This window comes from Faecalibacillus intestinalis, from assembly GCF_003024685.1.
Taxonomy (GTDB): Bacteria; Bacillota_I; Bacilli_A; order Erysipelotrichales; family Coprobacillaceae; genus Faecalibacillus; species Faecalibacillus intestinalis.
Map to the genome: position 1 here is coordinate 83,933 of NZ_PYLQ01000005.1, position 16,159 is coordinate 100,091.

Annotated in this window: 13 protein-coding genes; 2 read left to right on the forward strand and 11 right to left on the reverse strand. The window is 30.3% G+C overall.

Features of this window, described 5'->3' with window-relative positions; genetic code table 11:
* Window positions 1-54 precede the first annotated feature (54 nt).
* The 9 genes from glmM to C7U54_RS05510 form a co-directional block, all read right to left on the reverse strand.
* Window positions 55-1,407 (reverse strand): phosphoglucosamine mutase, encoded by a 1,353-nt coding sequence (gene glmM / locus C7U54_RS05470; protein ID WP_107029563.1) that lies wholly within the window; start codon window positions 1,405-1,407, stop codon window positions 55-57.
* 12 nt (window positions 1,408-1,419) lie between these two features.
* Entirely contained in the window at window positions 1,420-2,820 is a 1,401-nt protein-coding gene (locus C7U54_RS05475) for a CdaR family protein (protein WP_158561862.1), read from the reverse strand.
* On the reverse strand, window positions 2,813-3,625 hold the full coding sequence (gene cdaA, locus C7U54_RS05480) for a diadenylate cyclase CdaA (RefSeq protein ID WP_022001808.1): 813 nt from the start codon (window positions 3,623-3,625) through the stop codon (window positions 2,813-2,815). Before cdaA ends, C7U54_RS05475 begins: the two co-directional genes overlap by 8 nt.
* A 125-nt stretch (window positions 3,626-3,750) precedes the next feature.
* Window positions 3,751-5,568: a translational GTPase TypA gene (gene typA / locus C7U54_RS05485; RefSeq protein ID WP_022001809.1), complete on the reverse strand. Its 1,818-nt coding sequence runs from the start codon at window positions 5,566-5,568 to the stop codon at window positions 3,751-3,753.
* Window positions 5,569-5,673: 105 nt separating this feature from the next.
* Window positions 5,674-6,468 (reverse strand): Cof-type HAD-IIB family hydrolase, encoded by a 795-nt coding sequence (locus C7U54_RS05490; protein WP_107029565.1) that lies wholly within the window; start codon window positions 6,466-6,468, stop codon window positions 5,674-5,676.
* A 91-nt stretch (window positions 6,469-6,559) separates the two neighbouring features.
* The gene (locus tag C7U54_RS05495; RefSeq protein ID WP_107029566.1) at window positions 6,560-7,492 is read right to left on the reverse strand and encodes an Rpn family recombination-promoting nuclease/putative transposase; all 933 of its coding nucleotides are present in this window, start codon (window positions 7,490-7,492) and stop codon (window positions 6,560-6,562) included.
* Window positions 7,493-7,562: 70 nt separating this feature from the next.
* Window positions 7,563-8,726: a MalY/PatB family protein gene (locus C7U54_RS05500; RefSeq protein WP_107029567.1), complete on the reverse strand. Its 1,164-nt coding sequence runs from the start codon at window positions 8,724-8,726 to the stop codon at window positions 7,563-7,565.
* A 2-nt stretch (window positions 8,727-8,728) separates the two neighbouring features.
* The gene (locus C7U54_RS05505) at window positions 8,729-9,574 is read right to left on the reverse strand and encodes a DUF3737 family protein (protein ID WP_107029568.1); all 846 of its coding nucleotides are present in this window, start codon (window positions 9,572-9,574) and stop codon (window positions 8,729-8,731) included.
* A gap of 1 nt (window position 9,575) precedes the next feature.
* Window positions 9,576-9,809, reverse strand: a complete 234-nt coding sequence (locus tag C7U54_RS05510; RefSeq protein WP_199596392.1) for a hypothetical protein — start codon at window positions 9,807-9,809, stop codon at window positions 9,576-9,578.
* Between the two features lie 129 nt (window positions 9,810-9,938).
* On the opposite strand from C7U54_RS05510, the gene C7U54_RS05515 reads away from it, so the two are divergent.
* Complete coding sequence (locus C7U54_RS05515; RefSeq protein ID WP_107029569.1) at window positions 9,939-10,859, forward strand: LysR family transcriptional regulator; 921 nt, start codon at window positions 9,939-9,941, stop codon at window positions 10,857-10,859.
* A gap of 30 nt (window positions 10,860-10,889) precedes the next feature.
* Window positions 10,890-11,810, forward strand: a complete 921-nt coding sequence (locus C7U54_RS05520) for a prepilin-type N-terminal cleavage/methylation domain-containing protein (RefSeq protein WP_107029570.1) — start codon at window positions 10,890-10,892, stop codon at window positions 11,808-11,810.
* 408 nt (window positions 11,811-12,218) lie between these two features.
* Here C7U54_RS05520 and C7U54_RS05525 read toward each other — a convergent pair whose 3' ends face one another.
* Both C7U54_RS05525 and C7U54_RS05530 read right to left on the reverse strand, forming a co-directional pair.
* The gene (locus tag C7U54_RS05525; protein ID WP_107029571.1) at window positions 12,219-13,658 is read right to left on the reverse strand and encodes a glycoside hydrolase family 1 protein; all 1,440 of its coding nucleotides are present in this window, start codon (window positions 13,656-13,658) and stop codon (window positions 12,219-12,221) included.
* Between the two features lie 117 nt (window positions 13,659-13,775).
* A complete protein-coding gene (locus C7U54_RS05530; protein WP_162297492.1) occupies window positions 13,776-16,142 on the reverse strand; it encodes a diguanylate cyclase in 2,367 nt (788 codons plus the stop codon).
* Window positions 16,143-16,159: the final 17 nt, after the last annotated feature.

The window sequence follows — 16,159 nt, forward strand, 5'->3', positions numbered from 1 at the left end:
TATAGTTAAAATATTGCCATAATATATGGCAATATTTTGTGATAATATGTGATTTTATCTTTCGATAACAAATCCGCGTTCTTTCATTTTAGTAATGATATAATCTACAGATTGTAAACATTTTTCATTTGTATCCGCTTCAACCATAACACGTACAACTGGTTCAGTTCCTGATTCACGAACAAGAACACGTCCTTCATCACCTAACTTATCTTCAACTTCTTTAATGACTTTTTGTACTTCAACATCATTTTGAGCCTCTTTTTTATTTCTTACATATACATTTTTCATTAATTGAGGGTAAATTGTTACAGGTTCAACTAATTGAGCTAATGTTTTTTTGCTTTCAATAACTGCTTCCATAATTTTTAAAGATGTTAAAATACCATCTCCTGTTGTGGCATGTTTAGAGAAAATGATATGTCCTGATTGTTCTCCACCAATACAATGACCATTTTTCACCATGTTTTCATTAACATATTTATCTCCAACAGCTGTTTTTTCATATTTAATACCTTCTTTATCTAACGCTTTATATAAACCTAAGTTAGACATAACTGTTGTAACAATTGTATCATTAGATAATTCACCATGTTCTTTTAAATATTTACCACAAACATAAAGAATTAAATCACCATCAATAACTCTTCCAAATTCATCAACAGCTAAACAACGATCAGCATCACCATCATAAGCAAAACCAATATCTAATCCTTTAGATTTTACTAGTTCTTGTAATGATTCAATATGTGTAGAACCACAGTTTGTATTAATATTTAAACCATCTGGTTCACTATGAATCACATAAGTTTTTGCTCCTAAAGCATCGAAAACACTTTTAGCAAGATTAGAACTTGCACCATTTGCACAATCTAAACCAACACGAATATTTTTAAAAGCACGTGTAGGAATTGACATTAAATATCCTAAATATCTATTTCTACCTACTGAATAATCTGTTGCACATCCAATTTCATCTTTTGTAGCAAATGGAATTTCATCTACTTCACCATCAATGTATTGTTCAATTAAATTTTCAACCTTCGCATCCATTTTATGACCATTACAATCTAAAACCTTAATACCATTATCATAATATGGATTATGTGAAGCAGAAATCATAATTCCACAATCAAAACCATCTGTTCTTGTAATATAAGCAACACTTGGTGTTGTTGTTACATGCATTAAAGAAACATCAGCACCACTTGCTGTAAGTCCAGCAACAAGTGCATATTCTAACATATAAGAACTTCTTCTTGTATCTTTCCCAATAACAACTTGAGCATGATCTTTATTTCTTCCAAAATACCACCCAATGTATCTTCCTACTTTATAAGCATGTTCAACTGTTAAATCTTTATTAGCTTCCCCACGAAAGCCATCTGTTCCGAAATATTTTCCCATTTCAAATCTCTCCTATTTCTTTATATTTACGCGAATCTGTTCATCGCTATCTAAACGATATGTTAAAGTTTCGTCACTTAATTCTACTTCTAATTTCACATTATGTCGACCCTTTTTTAACCCAACGACATCTACATAGACCTTAATGTCATCATTTGTAAGAGCATTAATACGATCACTTGTACCAATAACTGTTAAATTGCATGTATCGCTTGACATAGAAACATTGTTTTCTTTGCCATTTTTTATTTGAATTGGCATATCTGTAAATTGTCTTTGTTCAGAAGGAACAAGCGTAATTGTTCCATCCACTTTAGTAAATGACATCTTATTAACTCCTGAAACACTTAACAATTTTAAGTCTTTAAATGTACGACCTTCTTCCAAATCACTTACATCCACTTTAACTTTAATATTATTAATATCCTTTAATTTACTTTCATCACCATAAATCTTTACTTTATCTTTTGAAAAAGTCATTTGATCGATTGCATATCCATTAGCCACATTTCCTGTATATTCAGGTACAAGTGGAACTGTCTTACTATAATTAGACAATGAACAATCCACTTTAACAGTGGAAGGAATAACACTTACATTTAAAGCTTTTCCACTTCGATCAAAAGCCTTTACTTTACATTCTTGAGTAAACGAATCTGTCACTCCCTTTAAATCAATAACTGCTTCAACAGAATAAACATTATCAATATTATCTTGTGAACCCCTTACTTCTACTTCACTATGTTCAATACTATCTACTGAAACAGAATGTTTATCCTTTAAGCTATCTTCATTTTTAAAACGATATCCTAAACTAAACGTTTTAGTTACCTTTTGTGAAACTGTTACCGTTACTGTTTGAGGAACAATGAGAACTTCTAAATCATTAGAGAAATTTCTTGATTTCAATTCTACTGTCTGTTCACCTTCCCCTATTCCCGAAAAATCAGCATATATTTCATAATTTTTCATCAATTTAGCATTATAAATATCAATAGAAGGACCAACTAAGCCTACACTTACAGTCTCTGGCATTCCAGCTACAACAAAATCATCTTGTAAATTTTCTATTTTCACAGGGACTTGTTGAATATAATCTCCTGAATTAGGTGTTGAAAATACATTTTCAAAATTACCTCCATTAACTGTAAATAGTAAAATCGTTGCTAAAATAAATGATAATATTTTTAAAGATAATCCTGATTGTAACATTCTATCTAAAGTAGAATTAATAAAATTCATCACTTTAATAGCACCATTGACAAAAGCTCTTCCCCTTGAATCTATTTCATCATTAATAGATTGATGAGTGATATGTTTTTCTTCTGTTTTTGGTTTTTCTTTTTCTTTTGAAATAAAATTTAAGAAAAAATCAGTTGTTGAATCACGATGTTCTTGATTATTTTTACTCATCTTCATCACCTTCTTCATCTTCTGATTTAAACCAACCTAGTTCATTAACTAAGCTTGCTCTTAATTCCTTTCTTGGAATTTTAATAAGTTCTCCTTTGATAGCAAAAGAAATCGTTCCTGTTTCTTCAGAAACTACAACTGTTAATGAATCAGTAATTTCACTTATTCCTATAGCAGCACGATGTCTTGCCCCATAAATAGGTGAAAGATCCTTTTGAGTTGGTGGGAAAAAGGCAGCTGCACAAACAACACGGTCATCTTTAATAATAACTGCCCCATCATGTAAAGGTGTTCCTTCCCAAAAGATCGTATTAAATAATTCTGATTTAATATCGGCATTGATTTTAGTTCCTGTATTAATATAATCTATTAAAGATTGTCCTCTTTCAAAAGTAATCAAGGCCCCTGTTTGTGTTTCTGATAACTTTGTCACTGAATCAACAATTTCATCTAACAAATGTTCCTTTTGATCATTTGATAAACGTTCCATATGATAATCTCTTTTAGTTTGTCCCATTTTTTCAAGTAATGAACGAATTTCTGGTTGAAAGATTACAATTACCGCAATAATTCCCCAAGTCAAAACCGTATCTACTAAATAAGACATTGTTGAAAGTCCTAAAACACTTGTTACTAATTTAATTAACAAAATAATGAGAACCCCTTTAAATAACTGCATCGTTCTCATATTTTGTTTAAACATACTAATTCCTAAATATAAAATATACCACACTAATAATAAATCAATAATTGTACGAATAATGTTTAAAATTAATGATAGATTAACTTCTATACCTGCTATCATTTTATCCCCTACTTTCTTCAAACATATTATACTTGATGTTTTCTATTTTATAAAGAAAAGATAGATTTTTATTCAAAATCTATCTTTTCATCTTAAGTTGACTCCATTGAGCTCTAAAAGAGCTCTTATGCATTATTTTTTCTATATTGTTGTCTTCTTTCGTTTTCAGTTAAATAGCGTTTTCTTAATCGAATATTTTCAGGTGTTACTTCAACAAGTTCATCTTCATTAATATAATCTAAACAAGATTCTAGATTAAATTGACGAGGTCTTTTTAAAACAACTGTTGAATCTTTGGATGATGAACGAGTATTTGTCATTTGTTTTCCTTTAGTAACATTAACTGTTAAATCATTATCTCTACTGTGTTCACCAACGATCATACCTTCATAAACATCCACACCAGGCCCAACAAACATTACTCCACGGTCTTCAACACTTCCAAGTGAATAAGCTGTTGTTTGTCCACTATCAATTGAAATTAAAACACCTAAGTTTCTCTTACCAACTGTTTCACCTTCCATTGGACGGTAATCAATAAATGAGTGAGAAATAATTCCATATCCTTTTGTCATTGTTAAGAAATTTGTCATAAATCCAAATAAACCTCTTGACGGAATTGTATAAACAACACGTGTTTGTCCATCACGAGAATCCATTGTTTCTAAGACACCTCGACGATATCCAAGTGATTCAATAACCGCTCCAATACAATCATCAGGTGCTTCAATAGTTACTTCTTCATATGGTTCACATAAAACACCATCGATTTCTTTCATGATTGCTTTAGGTTTAGAAACTTGTAATTCATAACCTTCACGTCTCATATTTTCAATTAAAATAGATAAGTGTAATTCTCCACGTCCAGAAACGATCCATTCTTCTTTATTTTGGATTCTTTCAATTTTTAAAGATACATCTCTATTTGTTTCTTTAAATAATCTTTCTTCAATTTGTCTAGCAGTCACAAATTTACCATCTTGACCAGCAAATGGTGAAGTATTTGTTCCAAAAACCATTTGAATTGTTGGTTCATCGACATGTAATAACGGTAAAGCTTCTTCTTGACCAGTTGTACATACTGTTTCACCAACACCAATATCAGCAAGACCAGCAATAGCAACAATATCTCCTGCACTGGCTTCTTCAATTTCAATACGGTGTAATCCAATAAATCCATATAATTTTTGAATTCTAAATTGTGTGTGGCTTCCATCAGCTCTTACACAAGTGACTGATTCATTAACATGAATCTTACCTCTTTGAATACGTCCGATTCCAATACGTCCTACATAATCATTATAGTCTAATAAAGCTGGTTGGAATTGTAAAGGTCCATCAACATCTACTAATGGTTCAGGTATTTCTTTGATAATCATATCAAATAAACAATCCATATTTGGTACTTGTGTTGAAATATCAGGATCTAAACTCGATGTTCCTTGTAAAGCTGAAGTATAGATTGTTGGGAATTCCAATTGGTCATCATCTGCGCCTAATTCCATAAATAATTCTAAGACTTCATCCATAACTTCATCAATACGTGTTACAGGTCTATCTACTTTATTAATAACTACGATAGGTTTTACTTTAGCAGCTAAAGCTTTCTTTAAAACGAAACGTGTTTGTGGCATTGTTCCTTCATAAGCATCTACTACTAATAAAACACCATCTACCATGTTCATGATACGTTCTACTTCTCCACCAAAGTCAGCATGGCCTGGTGTATCCATGATATTGATTCGATAATCTTTATAATTAATTGCTGTATTTTTAGCAAGAATTGTAATTCCTCTTTCTCTTTCAAGGGCATTGCTATCCATCGCACGTTCACTAATTTGTTCACGGTCTTCTAATGTTCCAGATAGCTTTAATAATTGGTCTACTAATGTTGTTTTTCCATGGTCTACATGGGCAATAATCGCTATATTTCTAATATTCATACGCTACTCTCCCTTCAATAGCTTCCTCATTATATCACAATAATTTCAATTGTCATTATTTATTTTAATATGTCAAAAACAATTTTCAATGTAAGAGTTTACACTTTATTTTTGATTCAAAACTTCTTTTTTTATAACTTCTAATACACCTTGATGATCATTACTTTTAGCAATGCCATAAGCAATATCTTTAATACGTGGAACAGCATTGGCCATAGCATAACTATATTTGACAGATTTTAATAAAGTATAATCATTCATTTGATCACCAAACGCCATACATTCTTCTGGTTTAATATTCAATTCTCTTTGTAAGCGTTTTATGGCAACACCTTTATTAATATCTTCATTTTGAATATCAATCCATTCATTACCTGAAGTTGTTGCCTTAACACCTTTATCTAAACCACAAGCAATATCATCAGCATAACGGATAATTTGATGATTTGGATCATAAATAGCAATCTTCATAATTTCATCATCAATATCATCATAACTCTCTACAAATTGGTAATTACAATAATACGTACGTACCACTGGTTCTAAATGTTTAAATTCATTTAAACAATAGGCACTTTTAACCCCACATAAAATCATATTCAATTCTGGATGAGATTCTACTAATTGAATCACCGCTTGTACTTGTTCTTTTTTTAACGTATTTGTCGCAATCAATTTTACCCCCTTAGCAATATAACTTCCATTTTCTCCTATGAAATACATTTCATTAGAAATCGGTAAAAATTTTTGATACAAACGGAAATATTGGTTCCCCGATGCAATCACAAATTTTATTTTTCTTTTTCTAAGTTCCTCAAAAATATCAAAAAATTCCATTGAAAATCTTTTAGAAGAATCTAAAAAAGTTCCATCCATATCTGTCGCAATTAATTTAATCATTCACTTCTCCCCTTTTTCTTCAAAAATATATTAAAGAAATATAATTTATTTTTCAATATTAAAGAAAAAGAAAAGTACGATTTCTCGTACTTTAATCACCTATTATTTTCTTTATTTCTTCTAAACTAGCATCTTCTATTAACTTCTTAAATATTTGATCATATTGTTGTTCGGTAAGATTTTCAAGCCATTGTGTGTCTTCATTTAAATATTTGCTTTTAAAAAGCTTTAATACAAATTCAGCTTTAGCTTTTGTCTCAGCTTCTGCTGCTTTCATCTTTGCTTCAGCAAGTTGAGCATCTAACTCTTTTTTCATATCATCATAGCGAGCTAACTCATCCCATCTTGCTTTTTCATATGCCCAGGCTTCTTCTCTTAAATTCATGTCTTCCATAAATCTATCATATTTTCTTTTCATGATTCTTCCCACCTCTGTCATATTTATTCTATCACAAAGACTACCTTTTTCAATCAAATAACTTAACTCTTCTAAATCATTTAAATTCTCTTTTCCTTTCTCTTTAATAATACGATCAATCTCTTTTAAAAATACATAATAGATATGATAAAGACTTCCGTCACTATCATGATATTTTTCATCACAGTCTCCACGTATTCTAACAAGCTCATGATGCCTTCTATCTTCATCATTAAACAATATAATCATATAAACTGGTTTTATTTTTCGATAATCATCCCCACTATGAACTTGCGTTGCAATATTTTTAAAGACATAATATTGAAATCTCTTATGAAGACTTTCAAACATTCCTGTCGATTGAACTTCAATATTAACAAATTCTCCTTCATCCGTTTGTACTCTTACATCTAAAATAGCTTTTTTCTCTTTATACCTGCTAGGAATCAATTCTGAATTCATGACATATAGTGCTTGACAACGAAGAGGTGTTACTGATTCAATGATTGTTTTTAATAAATACATACTTTCCTTATCATCATTATCACTGATAAAATACTTAAATAATAGGTCATTATAAAATGGTATTGTTATTTCTTCATCCATATCTCTATCCTCCTATTATATATATCGTATTTTTTTTGTCGTTTTTCTTCTTTTTATTAAAAAAAAGAATTTATTTGTTTTGATACAAATAAATTCCTTCTTTAAAACGATTCAAGCCATCTTTTAATCTTTCAAATGGGCAAGCTACATTCATACGAATAAAAGCTTTTCCATTTTCGCCATATTCTAGACCATCACTTACATAAAGACCTGTTTTCTTTCTTATAAAAGAAGTGAGTTCAACACTATCTAAACATACCTTATGACAATCGATCCATAAAAGATAAGTTGCTTCTGTAGGCACTACATAAACATCTTTGATTTCTTTTTGAATAAATGAAATCGCATAATCTTTATTATTTTGAATATATTGATTTAATTCATTAATCCAATCTTCACTTTGATTAAAAGCTGCCTTTGTTGCACAAATTGCAAAACTATTTGGTTCTGCTACTTCATCTGTATTAATTCCACGATTAACTTTATGTCTTAATACCTCATTAGCTACAACAATACATGCCGTTTGCATCCCTGCCATATTAAAGGCTTTGGTTGGTGCAATACACATAACTGTATTTTCTAAATTTGTTTTTGAAACGGAAGCAAAAGGAATATATTCCTTTTGAGGATTGGTAATATCACAATGAATTTCATCACTTAAAACAGTAACGTGATGTTTCGCACACAAATCACCAATTTTTTGTAAAGTTTCTTTATCCCAAATTTTACCTATTGGATTATGGGGATTACAGAAAATCATTAATGTTGTTTGACTTAAAGAAAGTTTTCTTTCTAAATCTTCAAAATCAATATGATATTCTTTTCCATCAAAAACAAGGTCACTTGATAAAACATGTCTTCCATTATTTAAAATAGAATTATAAAAAATATTATAAACTGGTGACATAATCAAGACATTTTCACCTACTGTTGTCACTTTTCTTACTACCGAAGAAATAGCAGGAACAACTCCTGTAACAAACATCATCCAATCTTTTTCCATATGAAAATGATGTCTTCTTTCCCACCAATTTTGATAAGCTTCAAAATAATCATCTGGTACCGTATTATAACCAAAGATTTTATGATCCACTCTTTTATGTAAAGCATCTATAATGGCTGGAGCTGTTTCAAAGTCCATATCAGCTACCCACATAGGAAGTTCATTTTCTTTAACATCCCATTTATATGAATTTGTATTAAAACGATTGGTCATCTTTGAAAAATCGTACATCTTTACATCTCCTTTAATTGAATCTTTGTTTGACTTGGATCAATGATTTGATCATCAATAATCATTTCACCAATACTATGTGCACTAATTTTACCAGAAATAGGATTTGTAATACTATCAATATGACTTACAATTTGTGCATCAATATCTTTGCAGAATTCAAAAGCTAGAGTGGTATTAATTAATTTACAATTTACCATCTTTAATCCTTCGATATAACATAATCCTTGTAAACTTTCAATTGTACAATTCACAAAAGTAATATTTTTCGTATTCCATGCAAGATATTCCCCAATAATTACTGAATCATAAACCGTGACATTTTCACAATTCCAAAAAGCATCTTTTGAAACAAGTTTAGAATTTCTAACAGTAATATTCTTACCACCATCAAAGCAATAATTTCCTGATAAATTCAAACCATCGATTTCAATATTTTCACTATTCATTCCAAAATAATCACCTTTAGCAACCACATTATGTAACTTAATATCACTACATTTCCATAAGGTTTCTTGAGCATTAACCATATTGACATTTTCTAAAGAAATATGTGTCCCTCTTCTAAAGGTCTTAGGCGCATCAATGACACTATTTTTAATATTAATATGATGAGTATACCAAATACCTGATCTAGCAGTTTCAAGTAAGGTACTGTTTTCTACATTGACGTGATTACAATACCATAAAGGATATTTCCATTTAAAAATACTTCCACTAATATCTATATGATCACTTTCTTTTAAAGGCGATTCTCCATCAGCAAAAATACTATCTTCAACTTTTAAATCATGACTTTTAAATAAAGCTCTTTCTCCTTTTAGATAAGCTTGTTTAACTAATTCCATCTTAATCCTCCTTCATTTGTTTCTTTAACATATATATTAAATAATCTAAACAATCTATTTTCTTTTGTTCCTCATGCAATTTATCTAATAAACAACAACGATGACACTGTAATGATTTTATCAACATCTTCAAATCATCATTATTATATTTTTTAATACACTTTGTAATAAGTTCTTCATCACATCCTGCATCTTTTAAATTCATAATTAATTCTTCAATTACTTCTTTTCCCAAAGCTATCACCACTTTCCTTTATTATTGTAATTCTTTATCTCTATATTATCAAATACCTATAACAAATATATTTCTATACTTACAAGGCATAACAAAGAGCTTTAAAATAAAAACAAAGGATGTGAAATCATGGAATTTAGACTTCTACAATATTTTCTTGCGATTGCAAGAGAGGAAACAATTTTAAAAGCAGCTGAAAGCTTAAACGTGACTCAGCCCACTTTATCAAGACAAATGAAAGAACTTGAAGATCATTTACAAAAACAGCTTTTCATTCGTGGTAATCGTAAGATTACTTTAACTGAAGAAGGTATTTTACTTCGCCAACGTGCTGAAGAAATTGTCAGTTTGGTTGAAAAAACAGAAAGTGAAATTATGTTATTCGATGAAACTTTAAGTGGTGAAGTATGTATTGGCAGTGGAGAAACGTTAGGCATCGAAATCATTTGTAAAGCCATTCAACGTGTACAAGAAGATTATCCACGTATCCAATTCCATTTATTCAGTGGTAATGAACAAGATGTGACAGATCGTCTTGAAAAAGGTTTAATTGATTTTGGGTTGATTATTGAACCTGCTAATATTTATAAATACAATCATTTATCTTTACCTTATCAAGACTTATGGGGAATCTATATAAACAAAGAACATCCTCTTGCTTTAAAAGAATCGATTACTCCTCAAGATTTAATTGATGTTCCTCTTCTTTGTTCCTCACAAGAATTAAAATATAAACAAATAGAAAACTGGGCCAATCCTTATTTTTCTAAATATCATATTATTGCAACCTATAACTTAATTTACAATGCCAGTATTCTAACAAAGGAATGTAATGGAGCTGTGATTTCTTTAAAAAACCTCATTAATACAAGTGGGGAAAGTTCTTTGTGTTTTAGACCCCTTGATCCACAAATCACTTCATCACTTGCCTTTATTTGGAAAAAATATCGTGTCCTTTCTAAACCTGCACAATATTTTTTAAAAGTATTAGAAGAAGAAACAAAAAAAGCTCATAAATGCTCACAAATTAATAAAAATATGATAAAGTAAAATAAATCATTCATTAAAGAATGGGTGCCTATGAAAAGAAAAAATAAAGGATTTACTCTTGTAGAAATAATAGTAGTTCTTCTAATTATCGCCATTCTTGCAGCTATCGCTATTCCAGCTTGTCAAGGATACCTTGAAGAAAGTCGAGAATCGCGTGACCTCATCAACGTTCGTGCTGCTTGTACAGATATCATTGCGATGGGAAAAACAGGATATAAAACAGATATTGTAAGAGAAGTAGAACTTACACAAAAGAAAGATGATTGGCAAGCTTTTGATTCTGTAACTATTGCTGGTATTACGCACAAGAAATCAGATCCTGACACTGATAACTGGAAAGGAATTCCTAAAGCCGGTGGTGTTTGTGAAATCTCATACAACAAAGAAAAGAATACTGTTGTTTTTAATTGGAAAGGAAGTAAAACAGAAGAATCTACTATTGATTTTTCATCGAATTTACATAGTGCATTAAATAATAGCGGTTTATTAGAAAATGATCTTAAAAATAGAGATTTTTTTGAAATTGATTCAAAATGTGATGGTTCAACAATGGTTCCAGAATTAAACAAACAGATTGAAAATAAGAGTTTATTAAACCATGGTACATGGGCCTATTATGGAAACGCAAAAAAAGGAAAAGAATCTGAAAGATATTTATTTTGGACTTCAATTGATACAGATAAAATCAATGCTAACACACAAATTCCTGTCATTATTAGTACAGCTGATGGAAAATTCTACATTTCATCATCAACGACTGCACGAAAACGAAAAGATAGTGCTCATAAACCATATATAGCGATCGCTCCAACCGGTAAAAGTGGTTCTAGTCAATATAAATCATACATAGATGGAAAAAAACAATACAATACACTTGAAGAGGCTTATAAAGCTTATGCTGATGTTGTAAAAAATGATTATTCTAATTACAAAGATACTTTACCACAATAGTAATAAACATGCCTAAAAGACGCGGTATGTACTTCCAAAGTCTTCACTTACCGAAGCCTGACAGTCAAAAATAGAAAAAGAACAATGAAACAGCAAAAGCTGAAACATTGTTCTTTTTTGTTATATAATTTATATATGAAAAACAAAATGATTATAACGCATTACAACTATCTTTGCCAATAAATTTAGGTATTAATTCGATAAAGATGGCATGGTTGTTTGTTACTAAAAGGAGTAAATCTATCTAAATATTATCTTCTTGATTTCTATTTCTAACTGTTAAGCTATTTTTAGTTTATCACTGGAGGCTTTTTGCTTAACGCTAAAGCTATAGAGTTATCACTCGCAAGCACGTGGTATTAATTTTATAACAAAGTAATAAAAGAGCTCAATTGAGCTCTTTTACTATTATTTTAAATCTTCTCCATTTGTTTCGATAACTTTTTTATACCAATAGAAAGATTCTTTTCTTCTTCTAGCAAAATCACCTGTACCATCATCATATCTTTCCACAAAGATAAATCCATAGCGTTTTGCCATTTCTCCAGTTGAAGCTGATACTAAGTCAATACATCCCCAAGGTGTATATCCTCTTAAATCAACACCATCTAAAACAGCTTCATGCATTTGTTCAATATGACTTCTTAAATAATCAATACGATAGCTATCTCTTACTTTACCATCTTCATCAATTGTATCATAAGCACCTAACCCATTTTCTACAACAAAAATCGGTAATTGATAACGATCATAGATTTCATTTAAAGAATATCTTAAACCAACTGGATCAATTTGCCATCCCCAGTCAGAAGCTTTTAAGTATGGATTAGGAACTCCACCTAAGATATTTCCTTTTCCACCTTCTTTTGATTTATCAGCAGTTTGACAATTTGACATATAATAAGAACATGTATAGAAATCTACTGGACCAGTTGCAAGAATTTCTTCATCGCCTTCTTCCATTTTAATTTCAATATTATTTTCTTTGAAATATCTTTCCATATAATTTGGGTATTTACCACGGCATTGAACATCACTACAGAACCAGTTCATTAAATGATTTTTTTGTTGATTTTCAATTTGATCATCTGGATTACATGTAAGGCCATAACTTGTGGCCATGATTTGCATACATCCTACTTGATAGTTTGGATCAATTTCATGTGCCATTTTCACTGCTAAAGCACTTGCTATAAATTGATGATGTAATCCTTGGAAACGGTTTTGAGGAACGTCTACTTGATCCATAAATTCCATTTCTTTAATTTCATTTAAGATACCTTGTCCTAAAAATGCTCCTATTGCTGTTGTTGCACTATTGATTTCATTAAATGTTAGCCAATATTTTACTTTTCCCTTATAGCGAGTAAAAATAGCTCTACAGAAATTTAAGTAACAATCAATCATACGACGATCTAACCATGAATTCCATTTTTTTGTTAAGTTAAATGGTACTTCATAGTGAGAAATTGTAATGAGTGGTTCAATACCATATTTTAAACATTCATCAATTAATTCTTCATAGAATTTTAAACCTGCTTCATTAGGTTTATCTTCATCACCATTTGGGAAAATACGTGTCCATGCAATAGAAAAACGATACATTTTAAATCCCATTTCCGCAAATAACGCAATATCTTCTTTGAAGCGATGATAATGATCAATCGCATCATGACTTGGATAGAATGTCCCTTCTTCTAATACTGGTGTAATTCTTTTACTTTTTGTAGCAGTTCCTCCTGTACAAATATCCGGACAAGAAATACCTTTACCACCTTCTTGCCAGCCACCTTCTAATTGGTTAGCAGCTGTTGCTCCACCCCAATAAAATCCTTTTGGAAAACTCATTTTTCTTCCTCCTTGTTTTGATATACAAAATTTCAAAATCCATTATAACTTATTCTTTGAAAAACCGCTTACTTTTTCAGTATTGTAAAATTACTTGACAAATACAAAAGGTGAACCTTAGTCCACCTCACTTGTTTTCTTTACAACGACCGAACACTTTGATTTCTTTCCTTCATACATCAATTTATCGGCTTTTTTAATTGCATCATTGACTTTTGAATTTCCATAAATACCCCCAACAGTAATTGATAATGATAAATCTTCATAATCATCTACTTTTGTTTGTTTTACACATTCACTAAGTTGATACAATCGAGTTGTAAAAGCATCATAATGAATATCTTGGAAAATAAGTACAAATTCATCCCCACCATAACGTATAAAGATATCATCAGGTCGAATGCATGATTGAATAGCTCTAGAAACAGCTTTGATCGCTTGATCGCCAGCATTATGACCATATTGATCATTAATTGCTTTGAAATTATCGGCATCAATCATTGCTACTGCTGATACATCATTGATGTATTGAACGTATTCTTCATAATAACGTCGACTATAAGCACCAGTCAAAACATCTGTATAGTACTCTTTATTATAAGTTACGATATTTTCTAAGAATCGTGTTTTTCCATGATCTCCTAAAATAATATCTTCTTTTGTTTTATAAACAAGTTCTAAGACCCAAGGACGCTCATCCACTTCTACATACTGCGCAATAATGGCATAAATGTCATAATCAACAAATTCTAATTTAAAAGCTTGCCCTTTTTTGATATACGCTTGCTTAGAAATACAATTGACACAAACATCTTTTCTTTTCCAGTAATCATAACAATTGCCTTCAATAATTTCTATTTGATCATTCTCTGCTTTTGCGGATTGATGTTTTTGAAAATCTATCAAACGAACAACCGTAAAAATATCTTTTAAGGATTCAATAAAATCTTTTATTTCAGTATATGTATATTTTAAAGAAATATTTTCTTGAATATTATGTATAACTTGAATATTGTTGTCTTTAACAAGTTTTCCAACAAATCCTTTATAAACACTTCCATTCCATCTCGTACTTGCTTGTAAATGATACCATTGTTTTTGTTTTCCAATATGTGCATAAATCTTTAAGTCAACCTCTGGATTTAAATGTGTTGTTTCTTTGAGTTTATCCTTAAGTAATTTAATTGTTGATTTATTAAAAAAAGAAAATTCATGATTTTTTGGGTGATAAATTATTTCATCAATTCCTAGATCTTTTGCTGCTTGTGAAGAAATATAAACAGCATCTTTAAATGCATCGTATTCAAATGTCATTTCCTGAAAAAATTTTCTGTTTTGAGACTCATTATTTTTTTCTTTAGGCATTTCACTTCTAAATTGTTTAATAACTAGCTCATCTGTCATCTTTGAAACAACTGCTTGATCTGCATAATTTTCATTTTCAAATAAAGACGCTTTCATTTCTTCACTAATATCACAAAGACATTCCAATAACAGAGGATTAAAAACCCCACATTGCCCATCAACAATCATTTTCATAGCTTGTTCATGACTATATGCTTTTTTATAGCAACGTTCACTCGTAAGAGCATCATAAACATCCGCAATTGAAACAACTTGTGCTGAAATAGGAATTTGATCACCAACTAATCCATCAGGATAGCCATGTCCATCATATCTTTCATGATGCCAACGACATATTTGATAAGCATACTCCAATAAATCATTATTATTGTAGTTAGGAACTGTTTTCAACATTTCTGCGCCAATCGAAGAATGTTGTTTCACGATTTCAAATTCATCTTTTGTAAGTCGTCCCGGTTTATTTAAAATCTTCTCATCAATCGAAATTTTTCCAATATCATGTAAAGATGAAGCTGTACTAATAAGTAAGATATCTGCATCACTTAACTTATATTCGTGCGATTTTTTACCCAATTGTAGTAAAAGCATTTTTGTAATCGTTTGAATATGTTGTATATGTAAACCACTTTCGCCATTTCTAAATTCAACGATATGTCCTAAGACATTGATTAATGTCGTATTATTGTTTACTCTTTTTTGAATTTGTTGTTCTACTAAATGAACCAGTTTCTTTTGTTTTTCATAAAGCATTAAAGTGTTTTTAATTCTTCGGTTAATAATATAACTTTCAAAAGGTCTTCTGATATAATCAGTCGCTCCAAGTTCATAAGCCTTTTCCATAGAAGTCGTATTTCCTTCTGAAGAAATAATAATAACAGGAAGATATTCTAAATAACGTTGTTCCTTCATCTTTTCAAGAACTTGATACCCATCCATATTAGGCATTACAATGTCTAATAAGACTAAATCAATCATTTTATCTTCTTTCATTATTTCTAAAGCTTTTTTTCCATCTTCTGCTTCTAAAATTTGATATTGATCCCTCAATAATTCGCATAAAATTATTCGATTAATCTGGGCATCATCAACAATCAATATTTTCGCTTTTCTTTTTGGCATACACATACTCCTTCCAT

Bases quoted from the DNA above. Each gene is read 5' to 3' on its own strand.
- cdaA (WP_022001808.1), bottom strand. From the start codon at position 3,625: ATGATAGCAGGTATAGAAGTTAATCTATCATTAATTTTAAACATTATT.
- typA (WP_022001809.1), bottom strand. From the start codon at position 5,568: ATGAATATTAGAAATATAGCGATTATTGCCCATGTAGACCATGGAAAA.
- C7U54_RS05530 (WP_162297492.1), bottom strand. From the start codon at position 16,142: ATGCCAAAAAGAAAAGCGAAAATATTGATTGTTGATGATGCCCAGATT.
- C7U54_RS05515 (WP_107029569.1), top strand. From the start codon at position 9,939: ATGGAATTTAGACTTCTACAATATTTTCTTGCGATTGCAAGAGAGGAA.
- C7U54_RS05520 (WP_107029570.1), top strand. From the start codon at position 10,890: ATGAAAAGAAAAAATAAAGGATTTACTCTTGTAGAAATAATAGTAGTT.
- glmM (WP_107029563.1), bottom strand. From the start codon at position 1,407: ATGGGAAAATATTTCGGAACAGATGGCTTTCGTGGGGAAGCTAATAAA.
- C7U54_RS05525 (WP_107029571.1), bottom strand. From the start codon at position 13,658: ATGAGTTTTCCAAAAGGATTTTATTGGGGTGGAGCAACAGCTGCTAAC.
- C7U54_RS05500 (WP_107029567.1), bottom strand. From the start codon at position 8,726: ATGTACGATTTTTCAAAGATGACCAATCGTTTTAATACAAATTCATAT.
- C7U54_RS05495 (WP_107029566.1), bottom strand. From the start codon at position 7,492: ATGGATGAAGAAATAACAATACCATTTTATAATGACCTATTATTTAAG.
- C7U54_RS05490 (WP_107029565.1), bottom strand. From the start codon at position 6,468: ATGATTAAATTAATTGCGACAGATATGGATGGAACTTTTTTAGATTCT.
- C7U54_RS05475 (WP_158561862.1), bottom strand. From the start codon at position 2,820: ATGAGTAAAAATAATCAAGAACATCGTGATTCAACAACTGATTTTTTC.
- C7U54_RS05505 (WP_107029568.1), bottom strand. From the start codon at position 9,574: ATGGAATTAGTTAAACAAGCTTATCTAAAAGGAGAAAGAGCTTTATTT.